Below are 16,344 nucleotides of genomic sequence, written 5' to 3'. Positions count from 1 at the left end.
TCACACACGCCACCTCAGACGGGGCATCACGGCCCGACACTCCGTCAGGCGTCCTCCTTACGGCCCACAGCCCTTCCCGAACGGCGCAGCCCCGGCGCCGTCCCAGAAGCTCCCGACGCCCCCGACGCCCCCGACACCCCCGACGCCTCGGTCGGCTTCGCCGGGGAGCGCAGCGCGACGCCCGCCGACAGCAGCAACAGCGCCCCGAGCATCACGAACGGCGCCGCCGTGCCCACGACGCCCGCGACCAGGCCGGCCGTGGCCGGCGCGGCGACCTGGCCGAGGCGGTTGCCGGTCAGGCGCAGGGCGAGGGCGGTGGAGCGGGCGCCGTCGGGAGCCGCCTGCACGACCGTCGTCATGGACAGCGGCTGCCCGACGCCGAGGCAGAAGCCGAGCACGGCGAGCATCAGGGCGAGCGCCCACACCGGCACCGGCAGCGCGATGCCCGCGCACACCACGGCGGCCAGCAGACAGGTGACGGTCAGCAGCATGGCGCGGCCCAGCAGCCGCAGCAGCGGGGTCAGCACCAGTCGGCAGGCGATCGTGGCCGCCGCGCGGAGGCTGAGCAGCAGGCCGATCACGGAAGGGGCGATGCCCCGGTGCTCACCGACGACCGGCAGATAGGCGGTGAGGATGTCGGTCGCGGAGAGAACGGCGAGGCTGATGAAGATGCCCGCCGGAACACCCCGGGCGCGCAGGATGCGCCCGACGGGGACCCGGTCGCCTTGCTGCGTACGGGACTTCACCGTCGTACGGTCCTCGATGCGCCACAGCGAGCTGAACGCGACCGCGGCGCCCGCCCCCGCGACGAGCAGGGCGAGCGCGCTGGTGCCGGCCATGTCCTCGCCGCCGATCAGCGCGCCCGCCGCGATCGGGCCGACGAGCTGGCCGAGGGAGGCGCCGATGGTGAAGTGGCCGAAGTTGCGGTCCTGTTCGTGCGGGGCGGACTGGCGGGCGACGAGGGACTGCGCGCCGATCACGAAGCAGAGATGGCCGAGGCCCATCACCCCGCTCCAGATCGCCATCGCCCACAGGGAGTTGGCGAGTCCGCTGAGCGCGCAGCCGCCGGATATCAGGATGACGCCGACGGGCAGCAGGGGTGCGCAGCGGCCGTGGTCGGTGCGCCGGCCCAGCGGGACCGCCGCGAACAGCGGGAGCAGGGCGTAGACCCCCGCGATGATGCCGATGGCCTGCTCGTCGGCGCCCAGCGCGAGGGCCCGGTAGGAGACGGCGGGCCGGGCCATCGACACCGCCCCCTGCGCGAAGCTGAAGGCGATGACGAGGCGGAGCAGCCAGCCGCGGTTCCTGCCGGGCACCATGTGCGAGTCCTCCGTGGACACGAAGAAGCGGATCAGATGATTCCGAAGAGGATTCCTGCCCCGAGGATCAACAGGCATGTGAGCGCGGCCCACTTGACCACGAACTTGGTGTGGTCGCCGAACTCCACCTTGGCCATGCCGACCAGGACGTACACGGCCGGGACGAGCGGGCTCGACATGTGCAGCGGCTGGCCGACGAGGGAGGCGCGCGCCATCTCCAGCGGGGAGACGCCGTGGGCGGCGCCGGCCTCGGCGAGGACCGGCAGGACGCCGAAGTAGAAGCCGTCGTTCGACATGAAGTAGGTGAGCGGGAGGCTCAGGACGCCGGTGACGAGGGCCATGTGCGGGCCCATGCCGTCGGGGATGACGTCGACCATCCAGCGGGCCATGTGGTCGACCATGCCGGTGCCCTGGAGGACGCCGGTGAAGACGGCGGCGGCGAAGACCATGCCGGAGACGTTGAGGACGTTGTCGGCGTGGGCGGCGAGCCGGGCCTTCTGGTCGGGGATGTGCGGGAAGTTGACCGTGAGCACGAGCGCGGCACCGAGGATGAACAGCACCGGGATCGGCAGCCACTCCATGATCATGGAGGTGAGCAGGGTGACGGTGACCAGGGCGTTGAACCAGTACAGCTTGGGACGCAGGGTGGCGCGGTGGGGGTCGAGGACGGTGAAGCGCTCCTCGTCGTCGTCCTCGGCGTCGGTGCCGGAGCCCGAGCCCGAGCCGCCGGTGACCGTCTTGCCCGTGGAACCGGAACCGGCGCCCACGAGAACCGTCTCGGACTCCTTCTCCTCGACGAGCACCTCGTCCAGCGTCAGCACACCGAGGCGCCTGCGCTCCTTCAGCCCCAGGAAGTAGGAGAGGACGAAGACACCCAGCAGACCGACCGCGAGCGCCGGGATCATCGGCACGAAGATGTCGCTGGCGTCGAGCTTGAGCGCGGTGGCGGCACGGGCGGTCGGGCCGCCCCAGGGCAGGGTGTTCATGACGCCGTTGGCCATGGCGGCCACACCGGTCATCACGACGAGGCTCATCTTCAGGCGCTTGTACAGCGGGTACATCGCCGAGACGGTGATCATGAAGGTGGTCGAGCCGTCGCCGTCGAGCGAGACGATCGCGGCGAGGATCGCGGTGCCGACGACGATCCGCATCGGGTCGGCCTTCGCGAACTTCAGGATGCCCCGCACGATCGGGTCGAAGAGGCCGACGTCGATCATCACACCGAAGTAGACGATCGCGAACATGAGCATCGCCGCGGTGGGGGCGAGGCTGGTGACGCCGTCGATGACGTAGTCACCGAGCTTGGCGCCCTTTCCGACGAACACACAGAACAGTGCCGGAATCAGCACGAGCGCCGCGATCGGCGACATCTTCTTCATCATGATCAGGACCAGGAAGGTCGCGATCATGGCGAAGCCGAGGATGGTCAACATGAGTGGATACCTAACGTTCGCCCTTGAACTCCCACCAGGGCCGGCGGTGCGATGGACGTTAGGTGCCGTCAAGCGGTGTTAACAAGACGTTGACGTGCGAGCAATAAGCGCAAAACTGCAGGTCACAGCTTCGTGATCAATTCGACCGGCACCGCGTTGAGTACCGCGTTGCCTGACAGCGGGTCCAGGAGACGGCCGTCGAGCAGCTGGTTCACGTTGACGCCGGGGTCCTTGGCCGCGTGGTTCAGACGGGTTCCGGGGCGGTCGTGGCCCCAGCCGTGCGGGAGGCTCACCACGCCCCGGCGCACGCTGTCGGTGATCTCGACGGGGGCGGTCACCGCGCCCCCTGCGCCCTTCACACCGACCGCCTGTCCGTCGACGAGCCCGAGGCTGTCGGCGTCATCGGGGTGGATGTGCAGGGTGCAGCGGTTGGTGCCGCCGGTGAGGGCGGGGACGTTGTGCATCCAGCTGTTGTTGGAGCGCAGATGGCGGCGGCCGACGAGGACCAGGCCGGCGGACCGCTCGGAGGCGGCCTGCCGCAGGCGCGGCAGATCGTCGGCGATCGGCTGCGGCAGCAGCTCCACCTTTCCGCTGCGCGTCTTCAGGGGCTGCGGCAGCCGGGAGGCGAGCGGTCCCAGGTCGATGCCGTGCGGATGCGCCAGCAGCTTCTCCAGGCTCAGTCCGTCCGGTCGTACGCCGAAGCCGTCGCCGTAGGGGCCGAGGCGCAGCATCATGTCGAGCCGGCGCTCGGGGCCAAAGACGCCGACCAGTTGTCCGGCGAGCTCCTTGGGGTCACGGCCGTGCACCGGCGAGTACGGCTCCTTGACCGCCTTGCCGAGGGTCTGTCCGATGACCAGGTCGTCCACGGCCGACGGGTCGGCGCCGTGCATGCCGGTCGCGGCGAGGACCAGCCGGGCCAGGATCTCGGTCTCGGCCATCCGGCCGGGCTCCAGCGGGACGGCGGGGCGGTTGTAGCGGACCTGGTTGCGGACGGCGAGGGTGTTGAAGGCGAAGTCGTGGTGCGGGCTCTGCGAGGGCGGGGGCGGGGGCAGGACGACGTCGGCGTGGCGCGAGGTCTCGTTGAGGTAGGGGTCGACGCTGACCATGAAGTCGAGCCCGCCGAGCGCCTTGTCGAGCCGGTCGCCGTCGGGCACCGACAGAACGGGGTTGGCGGCGACGGTGACGACCACCCGGATCGGTTCGCCCTCGTCCGTCGCGGTGTCGATCTCCTCGGCGAGCGCGGAGATCGGCAGCTCGCCCTTGGCCTCCGGATACCGGCTCACCCGGGAGTGCCAGCGCCCGAGCGCGAAGCCGTGGCTGGGTCCGGCGGGCCGGGGTGTGCGGTCGGTGGCGGCCTGCGGGAAGAGGGCGCCGCCGGGACGGTCGAGGTTCCCCGTCAGGATGTTCAGTACGTCGACCAGCCAGCTGGCCAGCGTGCCGTGCGGGACGGTGCAGCTGCCGATGCGGGCGTAGACGGCGGCGGTGGGCGCGGCGGCGAGCTCACGGGCGAGGGTACGGATGGTGCCGGCGTCGACGTCGCAGGCGTCGGCGACGGCTTCGGGGCTGAAGTCCCGTACCGCGCCCCGGAGTTCGTCCAGTCCTTCGAGGTGCGGAGTCAACTCCCCCGTCTCGACGAGGTCTTCCTCGAACAGCGTGTATGTCATCGCCGCGAGCAGCAGCGCGTCGGCGCCGGGACGGATCGCGAGGTGGCGGTCGGCGAGCTTGGCGGTACGGGTGCGGCGCGGGTCGATGACGGTGAGGGTGCCACCGCGGGCCTTGAGCGCCTTGAGCTTGCCGGGGAAGTCGGGGGCGGTGCACAGACTGCCGTTGGACTCAAGGGGGTTGGCGCCGATGAGCAGCAGATGGTCGGTGTGGTCGAGGTCGGGCACCGGGATCGCGTTGGCGTCGCCGAAGAGGAGCCCGCTGGAGACGTGCTTGGGCATCTGGTCGACCGTCGAGGCGGTGAAGACGCTGCGGGTGCCGAGGCCGGCGAGGAGGACCGGCGGGTAGAGGGCGCCGGCCATGGTGTGCACGTTGGGGTTGCCGAGGACGACGCCGACGGCGTTCGGCCCGTACCGCTCGACGGCCGGCCGGATGCCGGCGGCGACCGCGTCGAAGGCCTCCTCCCAGGTGGCCTCGCGCAGCTCGCCGTCCCGGCGCACCAGCGGGGTGCGCAGCCGGTCGGGGTCGCCGTCGACGGCACCGAAGGAGGCGCCCTTGGGGCAGATGAACCCCCGGCTGAAGACGTCGTCGCGATCGCCGCGGGCGCCGGTGACCCGGGTCCCCTCGATGGTGAGGGTCAGGCCGCAGGTGGCCTCGCACAGGGGGCAGATACGCAGGGCGGTGCGGGACACGGGTCCTCCCGGGGCAGCGGTGCCTGTCCCGGCCGAGCATACCGACCAGTAGGCATGGAGGGGAGTCCTGTGCCGCTAGGGCCTGTCCAGCACCCGTGCCAGATACGCCCGCAGCAGCTCCCGCATCTCGCCGATGATCTTCTCGTCGCCCTCGGGGGCCACCCGGAACGCCAGGTGGACCAGGGTGTCCGCGGTCTCCACGGCGATGAGGAAGGTGCGGCGCAGATCCTCGTCGGCGTCGCGGCCGAGGTAGCCGGAGAGGAGTGCGATGAGGCGGTCGGCGACCCGGTGGTTGGGTTCGGCGACGCGGGCGCCGACGGGGATCTGGTTGCCGAAGTCGACGAGGGAGAAGCCGGGCACCGTGCGCTTCATGGCGAGGTACTCGTCCAGTACGGCGTCCAGGGCGACCCGCCAGCCCCCGTCGGCGCCCTGGAGGCGCTCGCCGACCTGCTCGGTGAAGCGTTCGAGGTTGCGCTGGGCGAGGGCGTCGGCCATCTGCCGTTTGTTGCCGAAGAAGCGGTAGACGGAGCCGATGGGGACGCCGGCCCGCTGGGCGACGGCCCGCGTGCTCAGGTCGTCGTAGCCGACCTCGTCGAGGAGGTCGGCGCAGGCGTCGAGGATCCTGGTCAGCCGTTCGGCGCTGCGCCGCTGCACGGGCGCTCGGCGGAGCGATGTCGCGGATGTCGCGTGGGGCACGGGCTTCATGATGCCTTTCCGGCGCGGTCCGGTGAACCTCGCCCCCCAGTACGCATATAGGTGCCCGGTGCACTCACCGCGTCCGGGGAGACCTCCGCGCTCGGCGAGGCCTCCGCGCCCGACGCCGTGATGTCCGCCGTGCTCTCCACCGGGTCGCCGTCGACCGCCCACACCGTGCCGTCGTCGGCGTAGAGGCGGGCGGTGACGGTGTGGGTACCGCGCGGGACCAGGTCGCCGGGGATGCGGCAGTCCGGGGTGCGCAGCCGGGAGACGAGGTCGCCGTCGACGTACAGGTAGACCATGCCGCGCCCCTCCACGGCCTCCGGTTTCGTGCCGGCCGGCGAGAAGCGGAAGTTTCTGACGGTCAGGCGGACGTCCCAGCTGTCGTCGGTGTCGGGCTGCACCTCGATGCCGACCTCGGGGGCGTCCTTGTCGTCCACCTCGCGGTAGTGCCGCCCCGCCTCGTCGGTGTCCTTGAGCACCTTGCCCACCGGTGAGGGCGACACCGCTCTCTCCTTCTGTCGCCCGTCGTCCGAATCGCAGCTCGCGGTTCCGGTCAGCACAAGGACACAGACCGCGAGCGCGGTCGGCAGGGCCCGCGTCCACGACATGCCGGGAGCGTAGAACAGCCATCCGAAAGTCGGATCCCCCTGAAGGCTGGTTGTTCATCCTCCCTGATGAGGAGGCCCGCCCCCGGACCTGGCCGATCACCGGGCAGAGCACCGAGCCGGGCGCTCCCTCTTGCGCGGACGAAATCGCATTCCTACGGTGTTACATAGGAATCAGAGCGCAAGGGAGCGATCATGAGCGGGGACGCGCGGAAGACCGCGGAGGGCCTGACCTACCTCTCCGGGTTCGGCAACGAGCACAGCTCGGAGGCGGTCCCGGGGGCACTGCCCGAGGGGCGCAACTCACCGCAGCGCGCCCCCCTCGGCCTCTACGCGGAACAGCTGAGCGGTACGGCGTTCACCGAGCCCCGCGCCCACAACCGCCGCTCCTGGCTGTACCGCATCCGCCCGTCGGCAGCCCATCCGGCGTTCACGCACACCCACAACGGCTGGATCCGCACCGCCCCCTTCACCGAGTCCGTCCCGGACCCGAACCGCCTGCGCTGGAACCCCCTCCCCCACCCCACGGAGGGCACCGACTTCCTGGCCGGCCTGTGGACCCTCGGCGGCAACGGCGACGTGGCCCAGCGCACCGGCATGGCCGTGCACCTCTACCACGCCACCGACTCGATGGACCGGGTCTTCAGCGACGCCGACGGCGAGCTGCTGATCGTCCCGGAGCGCGGCGGGCTCCTGCTGCGCACCGAGTTCGGGCTGCTGCACGCCGAGCCCGGCCAGATCGCCCTGATCCCCCGCGGTGTCCGCTTCCGCGTCGAACTCCTCGACACCGCCGCCCGCGGCTACGTCTGCGAGAACTACGGCGCCCCCTTCCGCCTGCCCGACCTCGGCCCGATCGGCGCCAACGGTCTCGCGGGCGCCCGCGACTTCAAGGCGCCCGTCGCCGCGTACGAGGACGTCGAGGGCCCGGTGGAGGTGGTGAACAAGTTCTGCGGCAACCTCTGGACGGCGACGTACGACCACTCCCCGCTGGACGTGGTCGCCTGGCACGGCAACCACGTCCCGTACGTCTACGACCTGCGCCGCTTCAACGTCATCGGGTCGATCTCGTACGACCACCCGGACCCGTCGATCTTCACGGTGCTGACGTCGCCGAGCGACACCCCCGGGCTCGCCGGGGTCGACTTCGTCGTCTTCGCGCCGCGCTGGCTGGTGGGCGAGGACACGTTCCGGCCGCCGTACTTCCACCGGAACGTGATGAGCGAGTACATGGGGCTCATCGAGGGCGCCTACGACGCGAAGGCGGAGGGCTTCGTGCCCGGGGGCGGCTCGCTGCACAACATGATGTCGGCGCACGGCCCCGACCGGGACACCTTCGACAAGGCGAGCGCCGCGGAGCTGGAGCCGCGGAAGGTGGACGACGGGCTGGCGTTCATGTTCGAGACCCGCTGGCCGGTGACGCTCACCGCGCACGCGGCCCAGGCGGACCATCTGCAACGCCACTACGACGACGTCTGGAAGGGCCTGGAGCGCCACTTCCGCCCCTTGCACTGAAGATCCCCGACCGGTACGGATGACCTGGTGACCTCCTTCGCCCCGGACTCGATCGTCCTGAACCGCAAACTGCCGCTCTGGTACCAGGTGTCGCAGTCGCTGCGCGCCTCGATACTGGGCCGCTCACCCCAGGACCCGCTGCGGCTGCCCACCGAGGAGCAGTTGGCCGTGCACTACGGGGTGAGCGTGCTGACCATGCGGCAGGCGCTCAAGGAGCTGGAGGACGAGGGGCTGATCACCCGCCATCGCCGGCGCGGCACGTTCATCGAGCCGAACGCCCTGCGGACCGCGCCCGTGCGGCTGCTCGGCTCGGTGGACGCGATCGTGGCCCAGCAGTCGGGCATGACCACAGAGCTGCTCGAACACGGCAAGGGTCCGGTGCCGCCCGAACTCGCCGAGTACTTCCCCGATCTGGACGAGGTGGGCACGTACCACCGGCTGCGCTCCGACGAGAAGACCGGCGAGCCGACCAACCACGCGCGCAACTGGGTCCGCCCCGAACTCGCCGCTCGTCTCGACCCGGAGGACCTGGTCCGCTGGCCGATGACGAAGGTGCTGCGGGATGTCGTCGGGGCGGACATCAGCCGCATCACGGACACCGTGGAGGCCCGCCTCGCGGACCCGGAGACGGCCCAGCTGCTCCAAGTGCCGCTGCTCAGCCCGATCCTGCACTACACGGGCGTCACCTACGACACGGAGGGCCGGGTGCTGGACGCGGCGGTCATCCACTACCGGGGCGACCGCTTCTCCTTCACGGTGACCTTGGAGGCGACCTAGGGCCTGTCCCCGGTGTCGTTTCGAAGTCGTACGATGCCCAGCGTGACGCACGACGACGCTCCGCTGCTCGCGGACCTCATGCCGTGGTCCGTCGCACCGCCGCGGCTCGGCCGGGGGTGGCCGGCGGGTCCGGACGCGGCCTCCCTGAAAGCCCGCTGGGACGCCCTGCTGAAGGCCGAAGGACCGGACCGGGAGGCCCTGTTCGAGCCGACGCGCTCCCGCACACTGCGCTCCGCGGTCGGGCAGCTGCCGGGCCGGACCGGCGGTACGGAGAAGCTGGTCCGGGCGGCCGGCCCCTGCCCTGAGCCCGTCCGTGTCCTGTCCGCCCCCTTCGACGAACAGTGGCTGATCCCCGACCACCGGCTGATCGACACGGCCCGCCCGGAGTTGTGGCGGGTGGCGGACGACGACCAGGTGTTCGTCGCGGAGACGGCCGGCGGTGCAGGCCCGCTGCTGGTCGCCACGTCCCTGCTCCCGCTGCTCCGCCCCGGCCGCATCCGCCCCCTCTACCGCCGCCCCGGAGCCACCGAACCGAACCTGGCGCCGGGCCTGTTGGCGCTGCTGAGCGAACGCCTGGGCCTGACCCCGTCCCCCCTGGACGTCCTCGCCTGGGTAATGACGGCTGTCCGCCCCGACCTGACCGTCCCGCTCACCGACGACCCCGGACTCTGGGCGCGGGGCGTCGAGTCGGGCCACCGCCTGCTGTGGCTGATGCGCCGCAACGGCGACCGCCCCAAACTGCCGGGCGGCCGCCGCCCCTACGTCAGGGCACCTCTCCCCTCCCGCCCCCTCACCCTCCACTACGACCGCGACGAGGAGACCCTCCACCTCGACGAGGGCCGCATCTCCCCGGTGCCACCGGAGGCGTGGGACTACGAGGTGGGTGGGGTACGCGTCCTGGAGGACTGGTTCACGACCCGCACGGCAGAGCCCGAGCCGGGCACCTTGGCGGCGATCCGCCCGACGACGTGGACACAGACGTGGACGTCGGAACTCCTGGAGCTGATCACGGTGTTGGCTCTGCTGGCGGAAGTGGAGCCGGTACAGGGGGAGTCGGCGTCCCAGGTGACAACGACGGCGTTGCGCAAGGCGGGCGTCCTGCCGGTACCGGACTCGGCAAGGCGCCCGGCCTCGGTTCTCGACCACCACGAGGAAGGCCCGGAAGGACAACTAGGCCTGATCTGACGCCCTTAGGGGCGCGGGGCTGTATCAATTTGCGGCCTCCGCCGCGTGGGCGCGACCAGCCACAACGGCGCCGCACCTGAACGACCCTTCACCCCCGCCCCGGATCAAACGCGTCCAACACCCGCTCCAACGCCCTCCTGAACACCCCCTCCAGATCAATCGGCCCGCTCTGCTCCATGAACGCCGCCGCCAGCCTCGGATACGCCCCGGTCGCCACCTGACTCCCGAGGTAGGCGATCCGCACCGCGTTCTCCTCCTCCGCGGACCACGGCATCGACCGCGTACGCTCAGCCGTCGCGATCTCGTTCGCGGTGTACGTCGTCACGACCCCGTTGAGCAGCGCGACGAGCTCCGTCTTGGCGGCGTACGGAAGATCGAGCGGCTCCAGACACTCCAGGCAGTGCTCCAGATAGCGCAGGCTGTTGGGACTGAAGCCGTAGAACCCTGACATCAGCCGCGGCACCCAGGTGTGGCGGTGCATGATGTCGCGCGTCTCCATCGCGTTACGGAGCATGTCCGCACGCCAGTCGCCCGACGGCTCCCGGATGTCATGCTCCGCACCGATCGCGTCGATCATCAGCTCGTACAGGTCCTCCTTACGGGGGACGTAGTTGTACAGCGACATCGTCCCGCAGCCCAGCTCGGCCGCGACGCGTCGCATCGACACCCCGTCCAGGCCCTCCGCGTCGGCGACCCGCACCGCTGCCGCCGCGATGTCGGCCCGCGTGTACGCCGGCTTCGGCCCACGCCCCGCACGCTCGGGGCGCGCCCAGATCACTTCGGGTACGGCCGCTCGGCCCGCCATCGATCATCACCTCGGCCACCATCCTAGTTACGTACAGCGTACGTAGTGCGCTATGGTCGACCCATGACTACTACGTACGCTGTACTTAGTGAGGGTCTGGAGAAGCGGTTCGGTGAGGTGCGTGCCCTGCGCGGGCTGGACCTGGCCGTTCCGCGGGGCACGGTCTGCGGGGTGCTCGGACCGAACGGGGCGGGCAAGACGACGGCGGTACGGCTGCTGACGACGCTGCTGCGCCCGGACGCGGGGTCGGCGAGAGTGGCGGGGCACGACCTCGTCCGTGAGGCCGCTGCGGTGCGGCGCGCCATAGGCGTGACCGGGCAGTACGCGTCGGTCGACGGGGACCTCACCGGCCGGCAGAACCTGCGGCTGTTCGCCCGGCTGCACCGGATGCGGGCGCCGAACGAGCGGGCGGGCGAGCTGTTGGAGCGCTTCGGGCTGGCCGAGGCCGCCGACCGGCCCGCGTCCACCTACTCGGGCGGGATGCGCCGCCGTCTCGACCTCGCGGCCAGCCTGGTCCGCCGTCCCGAGATCCTCTTCCTGGACGAGCCGACGACCGGCCTCGACCCGGCGAGCCGCGGCGCCATCTGGGACGCGGTCCGCGAGCTGAAGCAGGACGGCACCACGGTCCTGCTGACCACCCAGTACCTGGAGGAGGCGGACCAGCTCGCCGACGACATCGCCCTGGTGGACCGGGGCCGGGTGGCGCACACCGGGTCGCCGGCCCAGCTCAAGGCGGTCATCGGCACCTACGTCGAGGTCGTCGTCGCGGACCCGGAGGTGCTGGTGGAGGCGGCGGGCGTGCTCGACCGGCTCACCGGCGGGGAACCCTCGTTCGACCATGAGCGGGTGGCCGTCGGCGCGGTCACCCGGGACAGCACGCTCACCCTCCCCCGGCTGGTGCGCGAACTGGACGCGGCCGGGGTGCCGTTGCTGGACGCGAGTCTCAAGCCGCCCACGCTGGACGACGTGTTCCTGCGTCTGACGGCCGTTCAGGAGCAGGAGGTCGCCGCATGAGCACCCTCGCCTTCGACGGCACGGCCATGCTGGGCCGGCAGCTGCTGCGGGTCCGCAACAACCCGGCGCTGGTGATCCTGACCCAGACCATGCCGATCAGCATGCTGTTGTTCTTCGGCTATGTCTTCGGCAGCGCGCTGGCGATGCCGGGCGCGGAGTACCGCTCGTTCCTGGTGCCGGGGCTGCTGGTGGCGACCGCCGCCAACGGGATCATGACCGGGATGTTCCAGGCCGCGCAGGACGTGCACCGGGGGGTGAGCGACCGGCTGCGGACGCTGCCGGTGAGCCGGGCCGCCGTGCCGGTGGGCCAGGCGGTGGCCGACGTGGTCGTCACGGCCGTGGGCACGGTGCCGTTCCTACTGGTCGGGCTCGCGGTGGGGTGGCGGATCGAGGGGTCCGCACCCGAGGCGGTCGCGGCCGTGGGTTTGCTGCTGCTGTTCCGGTTCGCGTGCACCTGGGCCGGGATCTTCCTCGGGCTGCTCACGCGGAGCGAGGAGGCGGCCGGCCAGCTGGGCAGCGCGACCTTCATGCTGCCGCTGCTGTCCAACGCCTACATCCCGACCGGCAATCTGCCGGGCTGGCTGCGTGTGATCGCCGAGTGGAACCCGATCAGCGCGCTCACCACGGCCCTGCGGGAGCTGTTCGGCAACGCGCCCGTCCCGGAGGGGGCCGCGTGGCCGGTGGCGCATCCGATCGCCGGGTCGCTGGCCTGGTGCGCGGTGCTGCTGGCGATGTTCGTGCCGCTGGGGGTGCGCCGGTACGCGCGCGGCGAGGGGTGAACTCCGGCGCGCGAGAGGTGAGTTGAACGGCCAGGTTTGCCAGAGCCCCGGGACACCCCGGGGCTTCTTCGTCAACGGGTGGGCCTCATCGGCGAGTTCAGGCGGGGTGAGGTCGAGCGGGGTGGGAGAACGTGCGTACTCGCGCCGGGCGGTGACACCTGGAGGGTGCCGCATGCCGTGGGAATGACGGACGACGGGTTCGCGGCACCGTGCCGGACCGGTGCGACCGCCCGAGCGCGAGTCGGGAGCTCAGCGCCCGCCGAACAGCGATCGACGCAGTCGGCGCAGCGGCGCGAAGAGCGAGACCCGACGGACCCGCGCCTTCTGGTCGCTCTGGTTGCGTACGGGCTCACGCGCTGTCAGCTCACGCATCAGCGTGGTGGCCTCGGCGGCCTGCTGCTGCGGCACCACGGGACCCCCGAGCACCGCGAGATGGCGGTCGAGACGCGAACTGGTCGCGCTGCTCCCGCAGGTGATCGCAGGGACCCTGGCCCTGCTGCGCACTGTTATCTGTTCCATGCCACTCCCCACCCGTACGAGTCCACCCGGCCCGGGCAGGGTAACCCTATCGCCCCTGCGGGGCACTCGTGTATCGCGGTCACAGGATTCACCTTCCCCGTAAGGGTGTTGACGACCCCTCCTTGATTACTCTCCGAATCCAACCGATTTCAGGGCGAGTTGGACAACTGGCTGGCTGGTGGGTTGCGGTGACCCTCCGTCGGGCTCGACGGTTACAGCGAGTGATGTGGAGGACTTGTCGAGACCGGTCGCGACCAAGGGCGTGTCGCCCTCGAAGAGCCCCAGGGAGCGCGGTTGCGCGCCGGGGCGCATGAGCCACAACTGGTTCACGCGGCCGCTCGGTACGTCCCCGTATCCGCTCAACGTGACGACCGCCCGTCCCTCCGCCGCGGAGGCGATCACGCCGATGCTGCGGCCGTCCGCGTCCTTTCCCGTACTGGCCCGGGCGTCCGGAGCTGCGAGAACGTGGGCGATCTCACGTGCCTGGGCGCGCTCGGCGTTCAGCTGGTCCTGCGTCTGGTTCGCCTGTACGGCGAACAGAGAGGCGACGACGAGCGCGGCGGCGGCCGTGGCCGTGGCGAACGGCACGAACAGCGGGCGGCGCGCACGGGGCGCGTGGGAGCGCGACGGCGGTGGTTGCGTACCCCAGACGTGCGGCGGCAGTTGCGTGGCCCGGGCGCGTGCCTCGGGCTCGCGCGCCCTGACCGGCTCCTGCGCCGTGGTGCGTACGGCGGCCAGCACGCGGTCGCGCATCGCGGGCGGCGGCGGGGCGGCCGTCGACCAGGCCAGCCGGACGGCGTCCTCGGACAGGGCGCGGACCTCGGCGGCGCAGACCGGACAGTTCCTCAAGTGCTTCTCGAAACGGGTCCGCTCGGCCCGCTCCAGGGCGTCCAGGGCGTAGGGGGCGGCCAGCGAGTGCGGGTCGTCGCGGCGCAGCACTTTGTCGAGCAGGCTCACGCCACACCTCCCAGGCACTCGCGCAGCCGGGTCAGTCCGTCGCGCATCCGGGTCTTGACGGTGCCCAGTGGCAGCGAGAGCCGCTCGGCCACTTCACGGTACGTGTAGCCGTCGTAGTAGGCGAGGGTGACGGACTGGCGCTGGAGGTCGGTCAGCCGTTCCAGGCAGCGGCGCACCCACTCACGTTCGAGTCCCGCCTCGACCTCCTCGGTCACATGGTCGAAGGCGGTGTGGTGGGCCCGCCGGGCCTCCCGCTGCTCGCGTTCGCCGGCCGCGCGGGCGCTGCGCACCCGGTCCACGGCCCGCCGGTGGGCGAGAGTGAGGACCCAGGACAGGGCGCTGCCCCGGCCGGGGTCGAACCGCGCGGCGGAACGCCAGAGTTCGAGCAGCACTTCCTGGGCCACCTCCTCGGACTGCGCCGGATCGCGCACGACCCTTCGTACGAGCCCGAACACCGGCCCGGACACCAGTCCGTACAGCATCTCGAATGCCTTCTGGTCACCGCCGGCCACGAGTACCAGAAGCTCGTCCGCCTCCAACTCGTCTCCCCCTCCCGCGAGCCCGCATCTGGGTCTTCCCGTCCCACGAGGTATTCGCAACGAACACACCTCCGGATGGGGTTACGGATCAGAACGTCGAAAACGCGGGTCGAGCTGCGAGGAAATAAGTTTTCAGGTTCGACCAATCCGGCCCGCCCGCTGCTCCGAATCCCCCAGCGTCAGGGAAGTTGGACTGAGGACGGACGGCATGACACCTATCTCCAGGAGCGGTGCGGGGCGCAGGAGCCTTGTGACCCTCGTATGTGGTGCGCTGGCCGCCGGGGGGCTCGCAGCCGCCGGCGTGGCCACGCTGGAACCGGGGGCGGCCTCCGCCTCCAGTCACCGGGAGGCCCCGCTGATCTCGGGCGACCCGCAGTACGACAACACGGACGTGTACGCCTTCGTCAGCCCGGACAAGCCGGACACGACGACGATCATCGCCAACTGGATCCCCTTCGAGGACCCGGCGGGCGGCCCGAACTTCTACACGTTCGCCGAGGACGCCCAGTACGACATCCACGTCGACAACAACGGTGACGCGCAGGGCGAACTCCTCTTCCGCTACACCTTCAAGACCCATACGAAGAACAAGAAGACGTTCCTCTACAACACGGGTGCCGTCGAGAGCCTCGACGACCCCGACCTGAACGTCACGCAGTCGTACGACCTGGAGCTGTTCAAGCTGCACGACCAGAAGGTCGTCTCCAAGACGAAGCTCGCCGACGACGTGCCCGTCGCCCCGTCGAACGTCGGCAAGGCGTCGATGCCGGACTACGGCAAGCTGCGCAAGGAGGCGATCCACGAACTGTCCAGCGGCGCCACGACGTTCGCCGGCCAGGCCGACGACCCGTTCTTCCTGGACCTGCGCGTCTTCGACCTGCTGTACGGCGGGAACCTGTCCGAGGTCGGCCGGGACACCCTCAAGGGCTACAACGTCAACTCCATAGCCCTCCAGGTACCCACCGACATGATCACGGAGTCCGCGGAGCAGCCGATCGTCGGCATCTGGTCGACGACCCAGCGCAAGAACGCCCAGGGCTACTACTCGCAGGTCTCCCGCCTCGGCAACCCGCTGGTGAACGAGGTCGTCAACCCCATCGAGGACAAGGACAAGTTCAACGCGTCCGCGCCCTGGAACGACGCCGACTTCCTGGACAACGTGACCAACCCGGAGCTGCCGAAGCTCATCGAGGCGATCTATAAGATCAAGGCGCCCGCCGAGCCTCGCAACGACCTCGTCGACGTCTTCCTGAAGGGCGTCGAGGGGCTCAACCAGCCGCCGCACGTACGCCCCGCGGAGGAGCTGCGCCTCAACACGTCCATCAAGCCGACGCATGATCCCAAGCGGCTCGGGGTTCTCGACGGCGACAACGCGGGCTTCCCGAACGGGCGCCGGCTCTCCGACGATGTGCTCGACTCCGCGCTCCAGGTCGTCGAGGGTGAACTGGTCGGTTCCAAGAACGACTTGGGCGACGCGGTCGACAAGAACGACAAGAAGTTCGGCAAGTCCTTCCCGTACCTGGCCAACCCGACGGCGGGTTCGCGGGGTGCGCTGGCCAAGGGCACGAGCGGTGGCAACGACGTTCGTAACCAGCTCGGTGATGCCTTGCAGCCCGCGGGTGCGTCCGGCGGTATGGACGACACCACGCTGATCGCCGCGTCTGCCGGTGCCGGTGCGGCTGGGATCGCGCTTGTTGGCGCCGGTCTCATGTGGTGGCGGCGGATGAGGACTCGGCCGTACTAGGTCGGTTCTTCGGCTGCGGGTGCGCTGTGGCTGAGCGCGCGGTTCCCCGCGCCCCTAAAGGCCCTTGCAGCTGACGTCCCCTCAACTGGCGCGGCCCGCGCGT

The 16,344-nt window shown here is 70.7% G+C and carries 15 protein-coding genes; 6 read left to right on the top strand and 9 right to left on the bottom strand.

Features of this window, described 5'->3' with window-relative positions:
• Positions 1-44 precede the first annotated feature (44 nt).
• From OG866_RS34745 to OG866_RS34725, 5 genes are all read right to left on the bottom strand, one after another.
• Positions 45-1,319: an MFS transporter gene (locus OG866_RS34745; RefSeq protein WP_329340955.1), complete on the bottom strand. Its 1,275-nt coding sequence runs from the start codon at positions 1,317-1,319 to the stop codon at positions 45-47.
• Positions 1,320-1,351: 32 nt separating this feature from the next.
• Positions 1,352-2,752, bottom strand: a complete 1,401-nt coding sequence (locus tag OG866_RS34740; protein ID WP_329340953.1) for a CitMHS family transporter — start codon at positions 2,750-2,752, stop codon at positions 1,352-1,354.
• A gap of 122 nt (positions 2,753-2,874) precedes the next feature.
• A complete protein-coding gene (locus OG866_RS34735) occupies positions 2,875-5,106 on the bottom strand; it encodes a molybdopterin oxidoreductase family protein (protein WP_329340951.1) in 2,232 nt (743 codons plus the stop codon).
• Between the two features lie 75 nt (positions 5,107-5,181).
• A complete protein-coding gene (locus OG866_RS34730) occupies positions 5,182-5,811 on the bottom strand; it encodes a TetR/AcrR family transcriptional regulator (protein ID WP_329340949.1) in 630 nt (209 codons plus the stop codon).
• Positions 5,808-6,413 (bottom strand): hypothetical protein, encoded by a 606-nt coding sequence (locus OG866_RS34725; protein ID WP_329340948.1) that lies wholly within the window; start codon positions 6,411-6,413, stop codon positions 5,808-5,810. The genes OG866_RS34730 and OG866_RS34725 overlap by 4 nt, the downstream gene beginning before the upstream one ends.
• 192 nt (positions 6,414-6,605) lie before the next feature.
• Between OG866_RS34725 and hmgA the strand changes: the two genes are divergently transcribed.
• The 3 genes from hmgA to OG866_RS34710 are packed head-to-tail and all read left to right on the top strand — an operon-like array spanning position 6,606 to position 9,884.
• Positions 6,606-7,922, top strand: coding sequence for a homogentisate 1,2-dioxygenase (hmgA, locus tag OG866_RS34720; protein WP_329340947.1), 1,317 nt, complete (start codon positions 6,606-6,608; stop codon positions 7,920-7,922).
• A gap of 27 nt (positions 7,923-7,949) precedes the next feature.
• Complete coding sequence (locus OG866_RS34715; RefSeq protein ID WP_329340945.1) at positions 7,950-8,699, top strand: GntR family transcriptional regulator; 750 nt, start codon at positions 7,950-7,952, stop codon at positions 8,697-8,699.
• 33 nt (positions 8,700-8,732) lie between these two features.
• Positions 8,733-9,884, top strand: a complete 1,152-nt coding sequence (locus tag OG866_RS34710; RefSeq protein ID WP_329340943.1) for a type ISP restriction/modification enzyme — start codon at positions 8,733-8,735, stop codon at positions 9,882-9,884.
• Positions 9,885-9,972: 88 nt separating this feature from the next.
• Here OG866_RS34710 and OG866_RS34705 read toward each other — a convergent pair whose 3' ends face one another.
• A complete protein-coding gene (locus OG866_RS34705) occupies positions 9,973-10,689 on the bottom strand; it encodes a TetR/AcrR family transcriptional regulator (RefSeq protein WP_329340941.1) in 717 nt (238 codons plus the stop codon).
• A 63-nt stretch (positions 10,690-10,752) separates the two neighbouring features.
• Here OG866_RS34705 and OG866_RS34700 point away from each other — a divergent pair, with 63 nt between their 5' ends.
• Together OG866_RS34700 and OG866_RS34695 are read left to right on the top strand one after the other, a co-directional pair.
• A complete protein-coding gene (locus OG866_RS34700) occupies positions 10,753-11,703 on the top strand; it encodes an ATP-binding cassette domain-containing protein (RefSeq protein WP_329340940.1) in 951 nt (316 codons plus the stop codon).
• Positions 11,700-12,482, top strand: coding sequence for an ABC transporter permease (locus tag OG866_RS34695; protein WP_329340938.1), 783 nt, complete (start codon positions 11,700-11,702; stop codon positions 12,480-12,482). Before OG866_RS34700 ends, OG866_RS34695 begins: the two co-directional genes overlap by 4 nt.
• A gap of 249 nt (positions 12,483-12,731) precedes the next feature.
• Here the strand turns inward: OG866_RS34695 and OG866_RS34690 are convergent, their stop codons facing one another.
• The 3 genes from OG866_RS34690 to OG866_RS34680 all read right to left on the bottom strand — a co-directional run bounded on the left by OG866_RS34690 (position 12,732) and on the right by OG866_RS34680 (position 14,497).
• Complete coding sequence (locus OG866_RS34690; protein WP_329340936.1) at positions 12,732-13,001, bottom strand: hypothetical protein; 270 nt, start codon at positions 12,999-13,001, stop codon at positions 12,732-12,734.
• A gap of 126 nt (positions 13,002-13,127) precedes the next feature.
• Positions 13,128-13,958, bottom strand: a complete 831-nt coding sequence (locus OG866_RS34685; protein ID WP_329340934.1) for an anti-sigma factor — start codon at positions 13,956-13,958, stop codon at positions 13,128-13,130.
• Positions 13,955-14,497, bottom strand: coding sequence for a sigma-70 family RNA polymerase sigma factor (locus OG866_RS34680; protein ID WP_329340932.1), 543 nt, complete (start codon positions 14,495-14,497; stop codon positions 13,955-13,957). The genes OG866_RS34685 and OG866_RS34680 overlap by 4 nt, the downstream gene beginning before the upstream one ends.
• Before the next feature lie 208 nt (positions 14,498-14,705).
• Here OG866_RS34680 and OG866_RS34675 point away from each other — a divergent pair, with 208 nt between their 5' ends.
• A complete protein-coding gene (locus OG866_RS34675; protein WP_329340929.1) occupies positions 14,706-16,241 on the top strand; it encodes a DUF4331 domain-containing protein in 1,536 nt (511 codons plus the stop codon).
• The last annotated feature ends 103 nt before the right edge of the window (positions 16,242-16,344 follow it).

Origin of the sequence: Streptomyces sp. NBC_00663, from assembly GCF_036226885.1 — a bacterium.
Taxonomy (GTDB): Bacteria; Actinomycetota; Actinomycetes; order Streptomycetales; family Streptomycetaceae; genus Streptomyces.
Note: the sequence above shows the minus strand (reverse complement) of the source record. Positions and strands in the feature narration are given on the sequence as shown.

Coding starts and splice junctions, on each gene's coding strand:
- OG866_RS34745 (WP_329340955.1), bottom strand. CDS start 1,319: ATGGTGCCCGGCAGGAACCGCGGCTGGCTGCTCCGCCTCGTCATCGCC.
- OG866_RS34740 (WP_329340953.1), bottom strand. CDS start 2,752: ATGTTGACCATCCTCGGCTTCGCCATGATCGCGACCTTCCTGGTCCTG.
- OG866_RS34730 (WP_329340949.1), bottom strand. CDS start 5,811: ATGAAGCCCGTGCCCCACGCGACATCCGCGACATCGCTCCGCCGAGCG.
- OG866_RS34725 (WP_329340948.1), bottom strand. CDS start 6,413: ATGTCGTGGACGCGGGCCCTGCCGACCGCGCTCGCGGTCTGTGTCCTT.
- hmgA (WP_329340947.1), top strand. CDS start 6,606: ATGAGCGGGGACGCGCGGAAGACCGCGGAGGGCCTGACCTACCTCTCC.
- OG866_RS34710 (WP_329340943.1), top strand. CDS start 8,733: ATGCCCAGCGTGACGCACGACGACGCTCCGCTGCTCGCGGACCTCATG.
- OG866_RS34705 (WP_329340941.1), bottom strand. CDS start 10,689: ATGGCGGGCCGAGCGGCCGTACCCGAAGTGATCTGGGCGCGCCCCGAG.
- OG866_RS34700 (WP_329340940.1), top strand. CDS start 10,753: ATGACTACTACGTACGCTGTACTTAGTGAGGGTCTGGAGAAGCGGTTC.
- OG866_RS34695 (WP_329340938.1), top strand. CDS start 11,700: ATGAGCACCCTCGCCTTCGACGGCACGGCCATGCTGGGCCGGCAGCTG.
- OG866_RS34690 (WP_329340936.1), bottom strand. CDS start 13,001: ATGGAACAGATAACAGTGCGCAGCAGGGCCAGGGTCCCTGCGATCACC.
- OG866_RS34675 (WP_329340929.1), top strand. CDS start 14,706: ATGACACCTATCTCCAGGAGCGGTGCGGGGCGCAGGAGCCTTGTGACC.